This is a genomic window from Ideonella oryzae (assembly GCF_024055665.1).
Classification (GTDB): Bacteria; Pseudomonadota; Gammaproteobacteria; order Burkholderiales; family Burkholderiaceae_C; genus Ideonella; species Ideonella oryzae.
In genome coordinates this window covers 16,381-31,900 of record NZ_JAMXMC010000006.1, presented here as the reverse complement: position 1 = coordinate 31,900, position 15,520 = coordinate 16,381, and the positions used below count along the sequence as shown (strand labels likewise).

Genomic DNA, 15,520 nt, shown 5'->3' with positions numbered 1-15,520 from the left:
GACCCGACGCGATGAGCCGCTACTGGAGTGAGATCGTCCGCACGCTGACCCCCTACGTGCCGGGCGAGCAACCGAAGATCGACGGGCTGGTCAAGCTCAACACCAACGAGTGCCCCTACGGCCCCAGCGAGAAGGTGCTGGCGGCGATTGCCGGGCAGAACAGCGAGGCCCTGCGCCTGTACCCGGACCCGCAGGCCAGCGCACTGAAGGCGGCCATCGCCCGCCGCCACGGTCTGGCTGAGAACCAGGTCTTCGTCGGCAATGGCTCCGACGAGGTGCTGGCCCACATCTTCATGGGCCTGCTGCGCCACGAAGCGCCGCTGCTGTTCCCGGACATCAGCTACAGCTTCTACCCGGTCTACGCCAAGCTCTACGGCATCGCCACGCGGGCCATCCCGCTGGCCGGGGACTTCTCGCTGCGGGTGGACGATTACCTGCAGGCGGGGCCGAACGGCGGCATCATCTTCGCCAACCCCAACGCGCCCACCGGCATGCCGCTGCCGCTGGCCGAGATCCGCCGCCTGCTGCAGGGCAACCCCGATTCGGTGGTGGTGGTGGACGAAGCCTATGTGGACTTCGGCGCCGAGTCGGCCGTGGGCCTGATCGCCGAATTCCCGCAGCTGCTGGTGGTCCACACCCTGTCCAAGTCCCGCGCCCTGGCCGGCCTGCGGGTGGGCTATGCGATGGGGCATGCCGACCTGATCGAGGCGCTCACCCGCGTCAAGGACAGCTTCAACTCCTATCCGCTGGACCGCCTGGCCATCGCCGGTGCGGTGGCCGCGATCGAGGACGAGGTCTGGTTCGAGGCCACCTGCCGCAAGGTCATCGCCACCCGCGAACGCATGGTGGCGGGCCTGCAGGCGCGCGGCTTCCAGGTGCTGCCCTCGGCCGCCAACTTCGTGTTTGCCCAGCGCCCGGGCAGCGAGGGCGCGGCCCTGGCGGCCGGCCTGCGCGAGCACAAGGTGCTGGTACGGCACTTCCGCGCGCCCGAGCGCATCGCGCCCTTCCTGCGCATCAGCGTGGGCACCGAGGCGCAGACCGATGCGCTGCTCGCGGCGCTGGACGCCATCCTGGCCTGACCCCCGACCCCACTTTCGGAGCACCCCGCCATGCGCACCGCCCAGGTTTCCCGCAACACCCAGGAGACGAAGATCAGCGTCTCGCTCAACCTGGATGGCACGGGCCAGTCCAAGTTGGCCACCGGCATCGGCTTCTTCGACCACATGCTCGACCAGATCGCCCGCCATGGCCTGATCGACCTGGAGATCACCGCCGAGGGCGATCTGCACATCGACGGCCACCACACGGTGGAGGATGTGGGCATCACCCTGGGCCAGGCGGTGGCGCAGGCCGTGGGCGACAAGAAGGGCATCACCCGCTACGGCCACAGCTATGTGCCGCTGGACGAGGCGCTCTCGCGCGTGGTGGTCGATTTCTCCGGCCGCCCGGGCCTGGCCATGGACGTGAAGTTCAGCGCCGGCATGATCGGCGCGCTGGACACCCAGCTGGTGTTCGAGTTCTTCCAGGGTTTCGTCAACCATGCGGGCGTGACCCTGCACATCGACAACCTCAAGGGCCACAATGCCCACCACCAGTGCGAGACGATCTTCAAGGCCTTCGGTCGCGCACTGCGCATGGCGCTGACGCCGGACCCGCGCTCCGCGGGGGTGATTCCGTCCACCAAGGGATGTCTCTGAGATGAGCCGCCGCACCGTCGCCGTCGTCGATTACGGCATGGGCAACCTGCGCAGTGTGTCGCAGGCCGTGATGCATGTGGCCACCGACAGCGGGCTGGACGTGATCGTCACCGCCCGGCCCGAAGAAGTGCGCGCTGCCGAGCGCGTGGTGCTGCCCGGGCAGGGGGCCATGCGCGACTGCATGCGCGAGCTGCGCGATTCCGGCCTGCAGGAAGCGGTGCTGGAGGCCGCCGCCAGCAAGCCGCTGATGGGCGTGTGCGTGGGCATGCAGATGCTGCTGGACCATTCCGAGGAGCAGGACACGCCGGGCCTGGGCCTGATCCCGGGCCGGGTGCTGCGCTTCCGTCTGGAAGGCCGGCTTCAGCCCGATGGCAGCCGCTACAAGGTGCCCCAGATGGGCTGGAACCAGGTGTCGCAGTCTGCGCCGGGGGGCGTGCGCCACCCGGTCTGGGGCGAGGTCCCCGATGGGGCCTGGTTCTACTTTGTGCACAGCTATTTCACCCGCCCCGAGCAGGCCATCCATACCGCGGGTGAAACCGAGTATGGCGAGCGCTTTACCTGCGCGGTGGCCCGGGATAATATTTTCGCCACGCAGTTCCATCCCGAAAAAAGCGCCGCGCACGGTCTGGCCCTGTATCGCAATTTCCTGCACTGGAACCCCTGAGACGTTTGCCCGAGGTCCGGCCGGTTTTCGGCGTCCTCGAACCCAGCCCGCGGTTTCTGCTCCAAATTCCCTACTCGCGCTCCCCGAGCCATGCTGCTGATCCCTGCGATCGACCTGAAAGACGGTCAATGTGTCCGCCTCCAACAGGGCGACATGAATGCCTCCACCACCTTTGGCGAGGACCCGGCCGCGATGGCCCGGCGCTGGCTGGAGGCAGGCGCGCGCCGCCTGCACCTGGTGGACCTCAATGGTGCTTTTGCCGGCAAGCCGGTCAATGAGGGGGCCATCAAGGCCATCCTGAAGGAGGTCGGGGACGAGATCCCCGTCCAGCTGGGTGGCGGCATCCGCGACCTGGACACCATCGAGCGCTACCTCGATGACGGGCTGAGCTACGTCATCATTGGCACCGCCGCGGTCAAGAACCCCGGTTTCCTGCGCGACGCTTGCACCGCCTTTGGGGGGCACATCATCGTGGGCCTGGATGCCAAGGACGGCAAGGTGGCCACCGATGGCTGGAGCAAGCTGACCGGCCACGAGGTGGTGGACCTGGCCAAGAAGTTCGAGGACTATGGCGTCGAGGCGGTGATCTACACCGACATCGGCCGCGACGGCATGCTCACTGGCATCAACATCGACGCCACCGTGAAGCTGGCCCGGGCCCTGTCGATCCCGGTGGTCGCCTCGGGCGGCCTGTCCAACATGGCCGACATCGAGGCCCTGTGCGCGGTGGAAGGCGAGGGGGTCGAGGGCGTGATCTGCGGCCGCTCGATCTACACCGGCGCGCTGGACTTCTCCGCCGCGCAGCTGCGCGCCGACGAACTGGGTGCCTGAGGCCCCTGCAGGCTGGGCCGCAGGGCCCGGCCGGTGTGGCTCCGCCAGTGGGCCGGCAGTTTCTGCACGGCCGCGCGCGCATCCAGGCCGCGCAGCGGCACGGCCACATCGGCGGGGATGGCCTGGTGGGCCAGCAGGGCCTCGTAGCGCAGGGCGCTCACCCGCAGGAAGGACGCGAAGTTGCCGGCCTCCCCGCGGGCGGCGATCAGCTCGTCGTAGAGCTTCTCGATCAGCTGCACCACGGTCAGCCCGTCACGTCCGGCAATCTCGTCCAGCACGTCCCAGAACAGGTGTTCCAGCCGGATGCTGGTGACCACCCCGTGCAGGCGCACGGAGCGGGTCCGGCTCTCGTAGCTGAGGGGGTCGGCGCCGATGAAGATCTCGCACATGGCCAAGCCTCGCGAAGAATGGGGACGGAGCGGCCACTCTAGGGCAGCGTGCGCGTCCCCGCCATCGGGTCAGGTCTCGATGCGCGTGCCCAGCACCGCCAGAAACTGGCCGATCCACGCCGGGTGGGCGGGCCAGGCGGGGGCGGTCACCAGCTTGCCGTCGGTGATGGCAGCGTCCACCGGGATGCCGCAGTACTCGGCCCCGGCCAGTTCCACCTCGACCTGGCAGGCCGGGTAGGCCGACACGCGGCGGCCCTTGAGCAGACCGGTGGCGGCCAGCAGCTGCGCGCCGTGGCAGACGGCGGCCACCGGCTTGTCGGCGGCCAGGAAGTGGCGGGTGATCTCGACCACCCGGGCGTTCATGCGCAGGTACTCCGGCGCCCGGCCACCCGGGATCACCAGCGCGTCATAGGCCTCGGGCTTCACCTCGGCGAAGCTGGCGTTGAGTGTGAAGTGGTGGCCCGGCTTCTCGCTGTAGGTCTGCGCCCCTTCGAAATCGTGCACCGCGGTGTGCACCCAGTCACCGGCCTTCTTGTCCGGGGCCACCGCGTGCACAGTGTGGCCCACGGCCTGCAAGGCCTGGAAGGGCACCATGGTTTCGTAGTCCTCGGCGTAGTCGCCGCACAGCATGAGGATCTTCTTGGGCATGCCTGTCTCCTGTAGGGGCGGGCGCCACGCGCGCCCGTAAGGCCCATTCTTGGCATGGCCCGGCAAAGCGGGTAACAGCCGGCTGTGCTCTGGCTGTGGAGGGGTCAGCGCCCGAACAGATCCTTCAGGGAGCGCACTGTGTCGCCGATGCTGCGGGCCCTGTCCACGGTGTTGCCCACCTGGTTGACCTGGTCCTGCACGGTGGTGGCTGGCGGCGTGGGCGCCGGGCGGGCGGTGCCGACGGTGCGCGGGTTGCCGGCGCCCATCGGGACGGAACCGACACCCGCTGGCTGGGCCTGGGCCACGATCTCCACCCGCCGGTTGCGCGCTCGGCCTTCCTCGTTGCCGTTGTCGGCCACGGGCTGGCTGGCGCCGCGCCCCAGGGCGTTCAGACGTTCAGGGGCGATGCCGTGGCGGCTGACCAGTGCACCGTTCACGGCCTGGGCCCGCGCGGCCGACAGGGCCATGTTGCTGTCCTCGCGCCCGACGTTGTCGGTGTGGCCGATCACGTCGATGCGCAGGCCGGGGTTGTCCTGCAGCACCTTGGCCAGCTCGGCCAGGGTGGCGTCCGAGCCGGGCTTGAGCTGGCTCTTGCCACTGTCGAACAGGAAGCCGTAGACATCGACCTTGCCGCTGGCAGCCAGCGCCTGGGCGATGGGGCTGTCGCCGGTGATGCCCATCTTGGCGTCGTCCAGTCCCCCATTGTCGATGACGAACAGCCAGACGAGCGCCCGGCCGTCGGGGCCACTGCCGGTGTGGTTCACAGCCAGCGACACCGAAGTGTTGCCTCGCCGAGCAGCCAGGTATTGAATGTCTTGGTGGTAGTTGAGGTAGAGGTCGCGCGCCATCAGCAACTCGCGCAGATCGCCCAGGTTGCCGTCGATGCAAGGGCGTTCGCAGACAAAGAGTTCCTGAAAGCCGCTGCGGCGCAGTGAGCTTTGGTAATTGCGGAAGACCTGAAGGGCAGAGGCCGTTCCGGGAATTGAGTACCTCAGGTAGGTGACTTGACCCTCGACGACTTCTGTCTTGTCGGCGGTGTAGTGACCATTGCCCAGCTTGTACGGTCGACTGAGGAGCAGGCGGGCTTGCTCGTACTCCTTGAAGTCATATTCCTTCATCTCCGCCCCCGGGTAGCGGGCCACCGCGGGGTGGTCCATGCCGGGTTCGTCGGCATGCGTCAAACTGCCCAGCCCGAGCAGGCCAGCGGTCAAAAGTGCGAGAAGCGAAGTGCGGCCCGTGCGTGGGGCCTGCAAGGTCAGCATGTTCAATCTCTCCCTGTGTGTGCAGCGTCTGGTGCGCCGCGCGGCGCATCGTAGCGGCCGGAACCGCGTCTGGACTGGCGCCGCCCACGCAGTGGCAACGCGGTGTAACGGCGGCCAGCGCGTGGCGCCGGGCGGCACCTGCGACAATCGCACCCATGCTCGCCAAACGCATCATTCCCTGTCTGGACGTCACCGGCGGCCGGGTCGTCAAGGGCGTCAACTTCGTCGAACTGCGCGATGCCGGGGATCCGGTGGAGATCGCGGCCCGCTACAACGAGCAGGGCGCCGACGAACTGACCTTTCTGGACATCACCGCCACCAGCGATGGCCGGGACCTGATCCTGCACATCATCGAGGCGGTGGCCTCGCAGGTCTTCATCCCGCTGACTGTGGGCGGTGGCGTGCGCACCGTCGAGGACGTGCGCCGCCTGCTCAACGCCGGTGCCGACAAGGTGAGCTTCAATTCCGCCGCGGTGGCCAACCCGCAGGTCATCCGCAACGCTTCGGACAAGTACGGCGCCCAGGCCATCGTGGTGGCCATCGACGCCAAGCGCCGCACCGGGGACGATCTGGCGGCCCGCGGACCGGGCTGGGACGTCTACACCCATGGCGGGCGCAAGAACGTCGGACTGGACGCCGTGGCCTGGGCGCGCCAGATGGCCGAGCACGGCGCCGGCGAGATCCTGCTGACCAGCATGGACCGGGACGGCACCAAGATCGGCTTCGATCTGGCGCTGACCCGTGCGGTCAGCGACGCAGTGCCGGTGCCGGTGATCGCCTCCGGCGGCGTCGGCGCGCTGGAGCACCTGGTCGAAGGCATCCAGGTCGGCGGCGCCGATGCGGTGCTGGCGGCCAGCATCTTCCACTACGGTACCTTCACGGTGGCCCAGGCCAAGGCCCGGCTGGCCGAGGCCGGCGTGCCGGTGCGACAGTGAGGCCGGCCCAACGACCGGCGCCGCGACCCGCCGCTGGCGGTCGCCACGCGGTGCGCATCATCGGCGGCCAGTGGCGGCGCAGCCTGCTGCCGGTGGCCGACCGCCCGGGCCTGCGGCCCACGCCCGACCGGGTGCGCGAGACCCTGTTCAACTGGCTGGGCCAGGATCTGTCGGGCTGGCGTGTCGTCGATGCCTTTGCCGGCTCCGGCGCCCTGGGCTTCGAGGCCGCTTCCCGCGGTGCGGCCGAGGTGCTGTTGCTGGAGCAGGATCCGGCCATCGTGGCCTCTCTGAATGCTTCCCGCGAGCGGCTGAAGGCCGAGATGCTGCGGGTGCAGCGTTCCGATGCCATCGCCTGGTTGCGCGCGGCGCCGGCTGCCTCGCGCGAACTGGTGCTGCTGGACCCGCCGTTTGCCGCCGGTCTGACGCAGCCCGCCCTGGCGGCTGCGGCCCGGGTGGTGGTGCCCGGCGGTTTCGTCTACCTGGAAGCGGGCGAGCCGCTGCCGGCCGAACTGCCCCCGGGGCTGATGCTGTACCGCCAGGGCCAGGCGAGTGCCGTGCACTTCGCGCTGCTGCAATCCGATCGCCAGAAGGAGGAGACCCCATGAGCGCCGACCGTGATTCCGTGATTGCCGTCTACCCCGGCACCTTCGATCCGATGACGCTGGGGCACCAGGACCTGGTGCGGCGGGCGGCCCGGCTGTTCGACCACCTGATCGTCGCGGTGGCGGCTGGCCACCACAAGCGCACCATGTTCACGCTGGATGAGCGCCTGGGGCTGGCCCGCGAGCTCTGCCAGCCCTACCCGAACGTCGAGGTGGTCGATTTCCGCGGTCTGCTGCGCGATTTCGTCGTGCAACGCGGCGGCAAGGTGGTGGTGCGCGGCCTGCGCGCGGTCAGCGACTTCGAGTACGAGTTCCAGATGGCGGGCATGAACCGCCAGCTGATGCCCGATGTGGAGACCTTGTTCCTGACCCCCAGCGACCAGTACCAGTTCGTCAGCGGTACCTTTGTGCGCGAGATTGCCAGCTTGGGCGGTGATGTTTCCAAGTTCGTGGCACCCTTGGTGCTCGAACGACTCAAGGACCGCGTGGCCCAGCCCAAGGACGTCTGACATGGCCCTGATGATCACGGACGAGTGCATCAACTGCGACGTCTGCGAACCCGAATGCCCCAACCAGGCCATCTCCATGGGTGAGACGGTCTATGTGATCGACCCTGCCCGTTGCACCGAGTGTGTGGGCCATTTCGGTGAGCCCCAGTGCGTGCAGGTCTGTCCGGTGGAGTGCATCCCGGTCAATCCGGCCTTCGTCGAGACGCGCGAGCAGCTGCAACGCAAGTGCGAGGCGCTGCAGGCCCAGGGCGCCGCGGCCGCGGGCACGGCGGCCTGAAGGATCAGCGGCCCCGCGTGGCTGCGCTGGCGGGTTGCGGCTGGCGGGCGGTGTCTGCCTTGGGGGTTGGGCTGCTGGCCGGCAGGGCGGCATAGGCGGCCTGGGCCTTGCAGCGGGTGGCCGCCCGGCGGGCCCGACGTGCTTCGGCCTCGCTCACTGCGCCTGCATGGCGCACTGGCGCCTCGGTGCAACTGCCGGTGGTGCCGGCGGAGGTCTCCGCGGTCTGTGGTGCACCCGATGACGTGCCGGCTTTGCGGGCGACCCGCTCTTCCCGGCGTGCCTTGGCCACGGTCTTTTCATGGGCCAGCCGGTCCTCGGTCATGCCGTCGGCCCACTGGCGGGTCGCCGCCGCGCGTGCCTGAGCCGCCTCCACCTCGGCCGGGCTGGGGCCGGCCGGGAGGTCCACCGGCTTGCCGCCTTCGCAGGGCGTCTGTTGGTAGGTCTGGCCGCAGCGGTAGACCGTGGCCTGGGCGCCGGTGCTGAACAGCAGCGTCAGTGCGCCCAGCAGGGAGAGGACGGTGAGGGGGCGGGCGGTGTTCAAGAGGCCTCGGGCGGTGAAGGGACGGTGGCCGCCCCTTCGCTGCCCAGCCCGGCAGGGCGGGCCGGCTTGGGGCGCGGCGGCTTGGCGTGGATCTTCATCATCGCCTTGTCCATCGCACCGTCAAGCATCAACTCCAGGCAGCGCAGCGATTCGTCCACCGTGTGATCGATGGACAGACGCTCCACCGCCGGCGGCTTGCGCAGCACATAGGCCGCCACTTCGGTTTTCACGCCCGGGTGGCCGATGCCCAGCCGCAGTCGCCAGAAGTTGGGCGAGCCCAACTGGCCCTGGATGTCCTTGAGCCCGTTGTGGCCGCCATTGCCGCCACCCTGCTTGAGCTTCATCTGACCCGGCGGCAGGTCGAGCTCGTCGTGCACGACCAGGATCTCCTCCGGCGCGATCTTGAAGAAGCGCGCCAGCGGGGCCACCGACTTGCCCGAGAGGTTCATGTAGGTCATGGGCTGCAGCAGCCAGACCGGTCCGGCCGGCCGGTTCACCCGGGCCACGAGGCCGTTGTAAGCCCGGTCGGCCTGCAGGCTGCCGCCCAGTTGGCGCACCGCCCGGTCCACCCACCAGAAGCCGGCGTTGTGGCGGGTGTCCTCGTATTCCGGCCCAGGGTTGCCCAGGCCCACGATCAGTCGAATCATGGGGTGGGATTATCCCCGCCGCCGGCCACGGGCACCGGATGCAAGGCCTGGCGGGCGCCGGTCAGCAGGGCCTCGCCGATCTGGTCCATCAGGCCGTGGCGGGAGGCCTGCCCGTCCTCGCCGCTGAGCTTCCATTGGTGCCAGTACAGGGTGACGTCCAGGTGGACCTCCGGCAGCACCGGCAGCAAGGCGCCGCCGGCCAAGAGAGGGCGCGCCAGCAGCTCCGGCAGCACCGACAGGCCCCAGCCCATGGCCGCGGCCCGGGCCACGGCCTCGCTGCTGGGCACGAAGCGTTCCTTCAGTTGGGGGTCCCGCACGCCAAAGGCCTGGGCCACCCACTGGGCCTGCATGTCGTCCTTGCGGTTGAAGGTGACGAAGGGCAGCTGGGCGAAGTTGCGGCGGTTCAAGCCCTGGGGCAGGTGGCGGGCCACGAAGGCTGGGCTGGCGGTGGCCACGTAGCGCATGGCGCCCAGGGCCTGGCAGGCGCAGCCGCGCAGGGCCTGGGAGACGGTGCTGACGCAGCCCAGCACCTCGCCCTGGCGCAGCCAGTCGTGGGTGAAGTCCTGGTCGTCGACGATCAGCTCCACACCGAAACCTTCCTGCAGGCCGCGCTGTACCAGCGGGTCCAGGGCCGGCAGCACCCAGGTGGCCAGGCTGTTCGGATTGACGGCAATCGGCAGGCGCTCGTCGCGGTTCAGTGTGGCGCCCAGTTCGCGGGCGGCGTCGGCCCGCAGGGCCTGCATCTGGCGGGCGTAGCGCAGCAGCACCTTGCCTGGCTCGGTCAGCCGCAGCGGCCGCTCGCGCACCACCAGCACATGGCCGACATTGCTTTCCAGCGAGCGCAGGCGCTGCGACACCGCCGACTGGGTGATGTGCAGCAACTGGGCCGCACCGTCGAAGCTGCCGGCCTCGGCCAGAGCGGCCAGGCATTCCAGGCCGGCGGGGTCCAGGGCATTCATGGGGCTGATGTGTTCATCGAGACATCAGCCAGCCTAATGCTGTTCGGCGCTGTGAGGGCGCGATCGGCATAAAAAAACCCCGCCGCAGCGGGGTTTCGGGGCGGCCGACCCGTCGGTCGGCATCCGGGGGCAGATTACTTCTTGCCCTTCTTGCCCTTCTTGTCGTCGGCGGCCGGCGCGGCGGCCACGACGATTTCTTCTTCCTTCGGCTCGGTCACGGTCACGACGACCGGGTCCTTGGTGCCGTGCTTGACCAGCTTGGCACCGGCCGGCAGCACCAGCTCGGAAACGTGCAGGCTCTTGCCCTTGACCAGACCCGACAGGTTCACCGCGATGAATTCGGGCAGCTGGACGGCCAGGCACTCGATCTCGACTTCGGTGGTGACGTGGTCGACCAGGCACTTGTCGGTCTTCACGGCTTCCGATTCTTCTTCGCCGGAGAAGTGCAGCGGCACCTTCTTGTGCAGACGGGTGGTGTCATCCACGCGCTGGAAGTCGATGTGCAGGATCTGCTGCTTCCAGGGGTGCACTTGATAGTCACGCAGCAGGACCTTCTCGGTCTTGCCGTTGAGCTGCATCGACAGCACGGACGAGTGGAAGGCTTCCTTCTTCAGTGCGAAGAAGAGGGCGTTGTGGTCCAGCTCGATCATCGCGGGCTCACCGGCCCCGAAGACGATGCCGGGCACCTTGCCGGTGTTACGCAGGCGGCGGCTCGCTCCGGTCCCCTGCAGCTTGCGCTCGAAAGCGACGAATTCCATGACATTACTCCAATGAGTCGGGGTGCTCCGCGACCAGAGCGCCCCATTTGAAAAGGCCGCGTCGGCAGATGCCTTCGCAGCCGGCGAAACGGATCAGAAGTTGTTGTTCTGTTCCGAGAAGAGGGAGGTGACCGACTCGCCGTCCGAGATGCGGCGGATCGTTTCGGCGAACAGGAAGGCCACCGACAGCTGGCGGATCTTGGGGCAGGCTTTGCCGGCGTCGTTCAGCGGGATGGTGTTGGTGATCACGACCTCGTCCAGGTGCGAGGCCTTGATGCGCTCGATGGCCGGGCCGGAGAACACCGCGTGCGTGCAGTAGGCGTAGACGTGCTTGGCGCCGCGCTCCTTGAGCACCTCGGCCGCCTTCACCAGCGTGCCGGCCGTGTCGATCATGTCGTCCATGATCACGCAGTTGCGGCCTTCGATCTCACCGATGACGTGCATCACCTCGGAGACATTGGCCTTGGGGCGGCGCTTGTCGATGATGGCCAGGTCGCAGCCCAGCTGCTTGGCCAGTGCACGGGCGCGCACCACGCCACCGACGTCCGGCGAGACCACGACCAGGTCCTTGTAGGCCTTGGCCTTCAGGTCGGTCAGCAGCACCGGGCTGGCGTAGATGTTGTCGACGGGAATGTCGAAGAAGCCCTGGATCTGGTCGGCATGCAGGTCCATGGTCAGCACGCGGCCCACGCCCACGGTTTCGAGCAGGTTGGCCACGACCTTGGCCGAGATCGGCACGCGGGTGGAACGCGGACGGCGGTCCTGGCGGGCGTAGCCGAAGTAGGGGATCACGGCGGTGATGCGGCGGGCGCTGGCGCGCTTGAGGGCATCGACCATGATCAGCAGTTCCATCAGGTTCTCGTTGGTCGGCGCGCAGGTGGACTGCACGACGAACACGTCACGGGCGCGGACGTTCTGCTGGATTTCGACGGTCACCTCGCCGTCAGAGAAGCGTCCGACCGACGCCTTGCCCAGTTCGGTACCGAGGTGGGTGGCGATTTCCTGGGCGAGGGCGGGATTGGCGTTGCCAGTGAAGAGAACGGTGTTGAACAGCACGGTGGGAGCTCCAGGGGGTGGGCAGGCTGTACGTGACGAAGACGAGCGTCTTGCGGTGCGCGGCCGCAGCACGCGCCACAGCCCACAAAGAACGACTGCGCCCTGAAGGCGCAGTCTGATTCTGATGGGTCACGCCACCGGGCGCGACAACAACAATGAAATTTGGCAGGGGAGGAAGGACTCGAACCCTCGCATGTCGGAATCAAAATCCGATGCCTTGACCAACTTGGCGACTCCCCTACACAGGACATGGCCCGAAAGCCACACCCGAAAACCTTTTCAGTTTACCCAATCTTTCAGTGGATGATTGGCCAAACCCCGACACATTCGCCCCACCCAACCTTCAGGCCAAGAGCCTTCCAGCAAGGTCGCCACAGGTGAAGTGCCTGCGTCGGTTTCACTCGCGTCATCACCACCTGCATCAGCAAACACGGCACTGCCAGAACCGGTCATGCGGCTATTGCCAAACCGTTCTGCCAAGAGCCTTGCTGCCTGCTGCACATCGGGGCACAAGGCCTCGGCGGCAGCTTGCAGGTCGTTGCGGCCCCAAAACGTTTCATTCGACTCTTCAGCCGTCTGTCGCGTTTCGCTTTGCCGCTGCAACTCAGCGAGTAAGCCCGCAACTTTGACAGGCTTTGTATCTCTCGTCAAGAGCTCGCTTGAAAATATTCTCTGGGTTGGCAGCCCGGCCGCGGGCTTGAGCACCGCCCAGCGGTTCTCCGGCAGGTCGATCGGGGTCAGGATCTCGCCGATGCCTTCGACGAAGGCGGTGTGTCCGCCCAGAAAGAAGGGCACGTCCGCGCCCAGCGTGGCGCCCAGGGCCAGCAGGCGCTCACGCGGCCAGCGCAGGTCCCACAGCCGGTTCAGGCCCAGCAGCACGGTGGCGGCGTCCGAGCTGCCGCCGCCCAGGCCCGCGCCCCAGGGCACCTGCTTGTCGATGGCGATGTCCACACCCAGCGTGCAGCCGCTGGCCTGCTGCAGGGCGCGGGCGGCGCGCAGGCAGAGGTCCTCGGCCGGCAGCGCCGGGCCCAGGTCGTGGCGCTGGATCCGGCCATCGCTGCGGCGCTCCAGGTGCAAGGTGTCCTGCCAGTTGATCAGCGTGAAGACCGACTGCAGCAGGTGGTAACCATCGTCCCGCCGGCCGGTGACGTGCAGGAACAGGTTCAGCTTGGCGGGGGCGGGCAGGTCGTACAGCGCGTGCAGGCTCATGTCTCGGGTGCGGTGGCGGACGCAGGGAAGGGCGGGCCTCAGTGGTCCAGACGGGCACGCAGCGTCACCACTGGCGGCGCTTCGCGGCGGGCCAGCAGCGTGCCGTCGAGCTTCAGGGCGTGGGTGTCCACCACCCAGCCGAGCTGGCGGAAGCCCTGGGCATCGGCCTCATGTGATGCACCGTTCCAGGGTCGGCCCTGCAGCCAGGCCAGCAGGGCCCCCAGCGGGATGGCCTGGCCCAGCGTGTCTTCGGCCAGGGCCTCCAGGCTGGGGTAGTCGCGGGGGCCGTCGCCGGTCTCCAGCCGCACACGGTCGGCCTCCCAACTGGCGTCGGCCACCACCGTGCCCAGCGGCGAGAGCAGGCGCAGATGGCCCTGGTGCGCATCGCCGCCCAATTCAAAGGCTGCGCTGTGCGACTGGGCCGGCCGGTCGCCTTCGGCCGCCACGGTCACGGCCAGTCGGCCGCTGTAGTCCACCGGCCCGCTGGGCGCGGTGGCGCAGCCGGCGAGCCAGCACAGACCGGCCCCCAGCAGCGCGCGTCGCAGCCCGGCGGGTGTCGGGGGCATGTTCAGAGCTTCACCTTCAGGCGCTGCAGCGTTTCGCGCAGCGCGGTGTTGTCCCGCTCGCGCTGCTGGGCCTCGCGCCAGTAGCGCAGCGCTTCGTCGCGCTGGCCCATGGCCCACAGCACCTCGCCCAGGTGGGTGGCCACCTCGGCATGCGGGCGTGCCGCATAAGACTGCTTGAGCAGCTTGAGCGCCTCGTCGGCCCGTCCCTGGCGGAAGTAGACCCAGCCCAGGCTGTCGAGGATGAAGGGGTCGTCCGGGGCCAGCTCCACGGCATGCTGGATCAGCTTGAGCGCCTCGTCCAGGCGCACGCCGCGTTCGGCCAGCGAGTAGCCCAGGGCGTTGTAGGCCTGAGCGTCGTCGGCCTTGAGGCGGATGACCTCGCGCAGCAACGCCTCCATCGCGTCGTACTGCTTGAGCTGCTCGGCCAGCATGGCCTGCTCGTACACCAGGCCGCTGTCCTCGGGGCTCTGCTTCACGGCCTCACCCAGCAGGTCGAAGGCAGCCTGCTGCCGCCCGGCATCCCGCAGCACCTGGGCCTGGGCCAACAGCCGCGCGCGTGCGTCCGGGTTGCCGCGGGCGGCACCATTCTTCACCAGGGCCAGCCCGGCCTCGACCTGTCCTTGCCGCACCATCAGCGAGGCGCGCCGAACCAGCAGGGCCAAGTCGGTGCGCTCGGCCGGCACCTTGTCGAGCCAGCGGGTGGCTTCCTTGAGCTCACCGAGCTGCTCATGTGCATCGGCCTGGACCACGCAGGCGTAGTCGTAGGTCCGGCGCAGGCGTTCGTCCTGGTTGTCGTCGTCGCTCGCGTCGCCCTCTCCGGCGGCAGGTGGGGCCTGCAGCGCGAAATAGCGGTCCAGGGCCTGGATGCCCTCGCGCGGCTCTTGCAACTCGGTCAGCAGGGCACCCAGCGACAGCCAGGCCTGGGCCATGTCAGGCTGTTGGGCCACGGTCAGGCGCAGCTGGGCCACGGCGTCCACCAGGCGCTGGCGCTGTTCCAGGCTCTGCACATAGGCCAGGCGCAGGGCAGTCAGGGCGTCGGGGCGGGCGAGGTAGTCCTTCACCACGGCTTCGGCTTCCGGCTTGGGCCCCATCAGGTCCAGGGCCAACAGCACCGGACCGGCTGCAGCCGGATCGTCCTGATGGGCCTGCTGCAAGTAACCCATGGCCAGGTCGCTCTGCTGGGCGGCCGCAGCCAGCCGGCCCAGCGAGGTGCGGGCCGCGGTGCGGGTGGCGGGCAGATCAAGATAGGGCGCCAGCGCGGTCTGCCCGACGCTCAGCGCCTGGGCCTTGTCGCGTACGCCGGCCAGGAAACGGGGTAGACCGGCGATCACCGGACTGCGTTCGGCTTCGGGCTGGCGCTCGATCAGCTCCTTGAGCGGTCCGGCCAGCTCGTCGAGCTTCTCGGTGGCCACCAGCAACTGCACCTGGGTGCGCAGGGCCTCGATGGACTGGGGCAGGCTTTGGCGCCAGGCCCTGGCCGCCAGCAGGGCGCGGTCGCCCGAGCGGCCTTGCACGGCAATCTCAATGGCCCGCTGGAAGACCGTGCCGTCGCGCGAGCGGCGGGCGGCATCGAGCATGACCTCGAAACCATCGGCCGGGTGGCCGGTGGAGACCTCCATCTCGCCGAGCAACAGCTCGTAGAACATGGGGGCATCGAGCCAGGAGTTGTTCACCGGCGCGGTCTCGGCGGCTGCAGCGCCCGAGGCAGGCGCCGATGCTGGCACGGTCGCCGGTGCCGGTGCCGCATTGGGCTGCGCCGGGGCCGACACCGCCAGGGCGCCCAGCGCGGCCGACAAGAGCCAGCCCGCCCCCAAACCGGCACGGCCCAGCCAGCGACGCGCAAAGGGCGCAGCGGCAGCATGCCCCGCGGTGGCAGGCAACAGGCGGCGGTTCACCGCGCGGACAAGACGTAGCTTCATCGTCACTCCAAAGGCCGGATGATTCTAGTGGCCGCCCCCGGGGCCTGCCGG

The 15,520-nt window shown here is 68.7% G+C and carries 19 protein-coding genes and 1 tRNA gene; 8 read left to right on the top strand and 12 right to left on the bottom strand.

Annotated elements, in window-relative coordinates:
- Nucleotides 1-11 precede the first annotated feature (11 nt).
- The 4 genes from hisC (at nucleotide 12) to hisA (ending at nucleotide 3,192) form a co-directional block, all read left to right on the top strand.
- Nucleotides 12-1,079 (top strand): histidinol-phosphate transaminase, encoded by a 1,068-nt coding sequence (hisC, locus tag M0L44_RS10930; RefSeq protein ID WP_252769748.1) that lies wholly within the window; start codon nucleotides 12-14, stop codon nucleotides 1,077-1,079.
- A gap of 30 nt (nucleotides 1,080-1,109) precedes the next feature.
- The gene (hisB, locus tag M0L44_RS10925) at nucleotides 1,110-1,697 is read left to right on the top strand and encodes an imidazoleglycerol-phosphate dehydratase HisB (protein WP_252769747.1); all 588 of its coding nucleotides are present in this window, start codon (nucleotides 1,110-1,112) and stop codon (nucleotides 1,695-1,697) included.
- A gap of 1 nt (nucleotide 1,698) precedes the next feature.
- On the top strand, nucleotides 1,699-2,361 hold the full coding sequence (gene hisH, locus M0L44_RS10920; protein ID WP_252769746.1) for an imidazole glycerol phosphate synthase subunit HisH: 663 nt from the start codon (nucleotides 1,699-1,701) through the stop codon (nucleotides 2,359-2,361).
- Between the two features lie 90 nt (nucleotides 2,362-2,451).
- Nucleotides 2,452-3,192, top strand: a complete 741-nt coding sequence (gene hisA, locus M0L44_RS10915; protein ID WP_252769745.1) for a 1-(5-phosphoribosyl)-5-[(5-phosphoribosylamino)methylideneamino]imidazole-4-carboxamide isomerase — start codon at nucleotides 2,452-2,454, stop codon at nucleotides 3,190-3,192.
- Here the strand turns inward: hisA and M0L44_RS10910 are convergent.
- The 3 genes from M0L44_RS10910 to M0L44_RS10900 all read right to left on the bottom strand — a co-directional run bounded on the left by M0L44_RS10910 (nucleotide 3,132) and on the right by M0L44_RS10900 (nucleotide 5,491).
- The gene (locus M0L44_RS10910) at nucleotides 3,132-3,581 is read right to left on the bottom strand and encodes a ribbon-helix-helix domain-containing protein (RefSeq protein WP_252769744.1); all 450 of its coding nucleotides are present in this window, start codon (nucleotides 3,579-3,581) and stop codon (nucleotides 3,132-3,134) included. The two genes, hisA and M0L44_RS10910, sit on opposite strands and share 61 nt — an antisense overlap.
- 69 nt (nucleotides 3,582-3,650) lie before the next feature.
- The gene (locus M0L44_RS10905; RefSeq protein ID WP_022982413.1) at nucleotides 3,651-4,229 is read right to left on the bottom strand and encodes a DJ-1/PfpI family protein; all 579 of its coding nucleotides are present in this window, start codon (nucleotides 4,227-4,229) and stop codon (nucleotides 3,651-3,653) included.
- A 104-nt stretch (nucleotides 4,230-4,333) separates the two neighbouring features.
- Nucleotides 4,334-5,491, bottom strand: coding sequence for an OmpA family protein (locus tag M0L44_RS10900; RefSeq protein ID WP_252769743.1), 1,158 nt, complete (start codon nucleotides 5,489-5,491; stop codon nucleotides 4,334-4,336).
- Nucleotides 5,492-5,646: 155 nt separating this feature from the next.
- Between M0L44_RS10900 and hisF the strand changes: the two genes are divergently transcribed.
- From hisF to M0L44_RS10880, 4 genes are read left to right on the top strand one after another with little or no spacing between them, the layout of a single operon-like run.
- Nucleotides 5,647-6,426: an imidazole glycerol phosphate synthase subunit HisF gene (gene hisF, locus M0L44_RS10895; RefSeq protein ID WP_252769742.1), complete on the top strand. Its 780-nt coding sequence runs from the start codon at nucleotides 5,647-5,649 to the stop codon at nucleotides 6,424-6,426.
- A gap of 50 nt (nucleotides 6,427-6,476) precedes the next feature.
- Nucleotides 6,477-7,031 (top strand): 16S rRNA (guanine(966)-N(2))-methyltransferase RsmD, encoded by a 555-nt coding sequence (rsmD, locus tag M0L44_RS10890; protein ID WP_252769741.1) that lies wholly within the window; start codon nucleotides 6,477-6,479, stop codon nucleotides 7,029-7,031.
- Nucleotides 7,028-7,537, top strand: a complete 510-nt coding sequence (gene coaD, locus M0L44_RS10885) for a pantetheine-phosphate adenylyltransferase (RefSeq protein WP_252769740.1) — start codon at nucleotides 7,028-7,030, stop codon at nucleotides 7,535-7,537. Before rsmD ends, coaD begins: the two co-directional genes overlap by 4 nt.
- Before the next feature lies 1 nt (nucleotide 7,538).
- Nucleotides 7,539-7,814, top strand: coding sequence for a YfhL family 4Fe-4S dicluster ferredoxin (locus M0L44_RS10880; protein WP_252769739.1), 276 nt, complete (start codon nucleotides 7,539-7,541; stop codon nucleotides 7,812-7,814).
- A gap of 4 nt (nucleotides 7,815-7,818) precedes the next feature.
- Here M0L44_RS10880 and M0L44_RS10875 read toward each other — a convergent pair whose 3' ends face one another.
- The 9 genes from M0L44_RS10875 to M0L44_RS10835 all read right to left on the bottom strand — a co-directional run bounded on the left by M0L44_RS10875 (nucleotide 7,819) and on the right by M0L44_RS10835 (nucleotide 15,469).
- Nucleotides 7,819-8,355, bottom strand: coding sequence for a hypothetical protein (locus M0L44_RS10875; protein WP_252769738.1), 537 nt, complete (start codon nucleotides 8,353-8,355; stop codon nucleotides 7,819-7,821).
- Entirely contained in the window at nucleotides 8,352-9,002 is a 651-nt protein-coding gene (gene pth, locus M0L44_RS10870; RefSeq protein ID WP_252769737.1) for an aminoacyl-tRNA hydrolase, read from the bottom strand. Before pth ends, M0L44_RS10875 begins: the two co-directional genes overlap by 4 nt.
- Nucleotides 8,999-9,961 (bottom strand): LysR family transcriptional regulator ArgP, encoded by a 963-nt coding sequence (locus M0L44_RS10865; RefSeq protein ID WP_252769736.1) that lies wholly within the window; start codon nucleotides 9,959-9,961, stop codon nucleotides 8,999-9,001. The genes pth and M0L44_RS10865 overlap by 4 nt, the downstream gene beginning before the upstream one ends.
- Nucleotides 9,962-10,095: 134 nt before the next feature.
- Complete coding sequence (locus M0L44_RS10860) at nucleotides 10,096-10,719, bottom strand: 50S ribosomal protein L25/general stress protein Ctc (protein ID WP_252769735.1); 624 nt, start codon at nucleotides 10,717-10,719, stop codon at nucleotides 10,096-10,098.
- 93 nt (nucleotides 10,720-10,812) lie between these two features.
- Nucleotides 10,813-11,775 (bottom strand): ribose-phosphate pyrophosphokinase, encoded by a 963-nt coding sequence (locus M0L44_RS10855; RefSeq protein WP_151122808.1) that lies wholly within the window; start codon nucleotides 11,773-11,775, stop codon nucleotides 10,813-10,815.
- 163 nt (nucleotides 11,776-11,938) lie between these two features.
- Nucleotides 11,939-12,015: transfer RNA gene (locus tag M0L44_RS10850), tRNA-Gln, on the bottom strand.
- Nucleotides 12,016-12,054: 39 nt separating this feature from the next.
- A complete protein-coding gene (ispE, locus tag M0L44_RS10845; RefSeq protein WP_252769734.1) occupies nucleotides 12,055-12,984 on the bottom strand; it encodes a 4-(cytidine 5'-diphospho)-2-C-methyl-D-erythritol kinase in 930 nt (309 codons plus the stop codon).
- Nucleotides 12,985-13,022: 38 nt separating this feature from the next.
- A complete protein-coding gene (locus tag M0L44_RS10840) occupies nucleotides 13,023-13,550 on the bottom strand; it encodes a lipoprotein insertase outer membrane protein LolB (protein ID WP_252769733.1) in 528 nt (175 codons plus the stop codon).
- Nucleotides 13,551-13,552: 2 nt separating this feature from the next.
- Nucleotides 13,553-15,469: a tetratricopeptide repeat protein gene (locus tag M0L44_RS10835; RefSeq protein ID WP_252769732.1), complete on the bottom strand. Its 1,917-nt coding sequence runs from the start codon at nucleotides 15,467-15,469 to the stop codon at nucleotides 13,553-13,555.
- Nucleotides 15,470-15,520 lie beyond the last annotated feature (51 nt).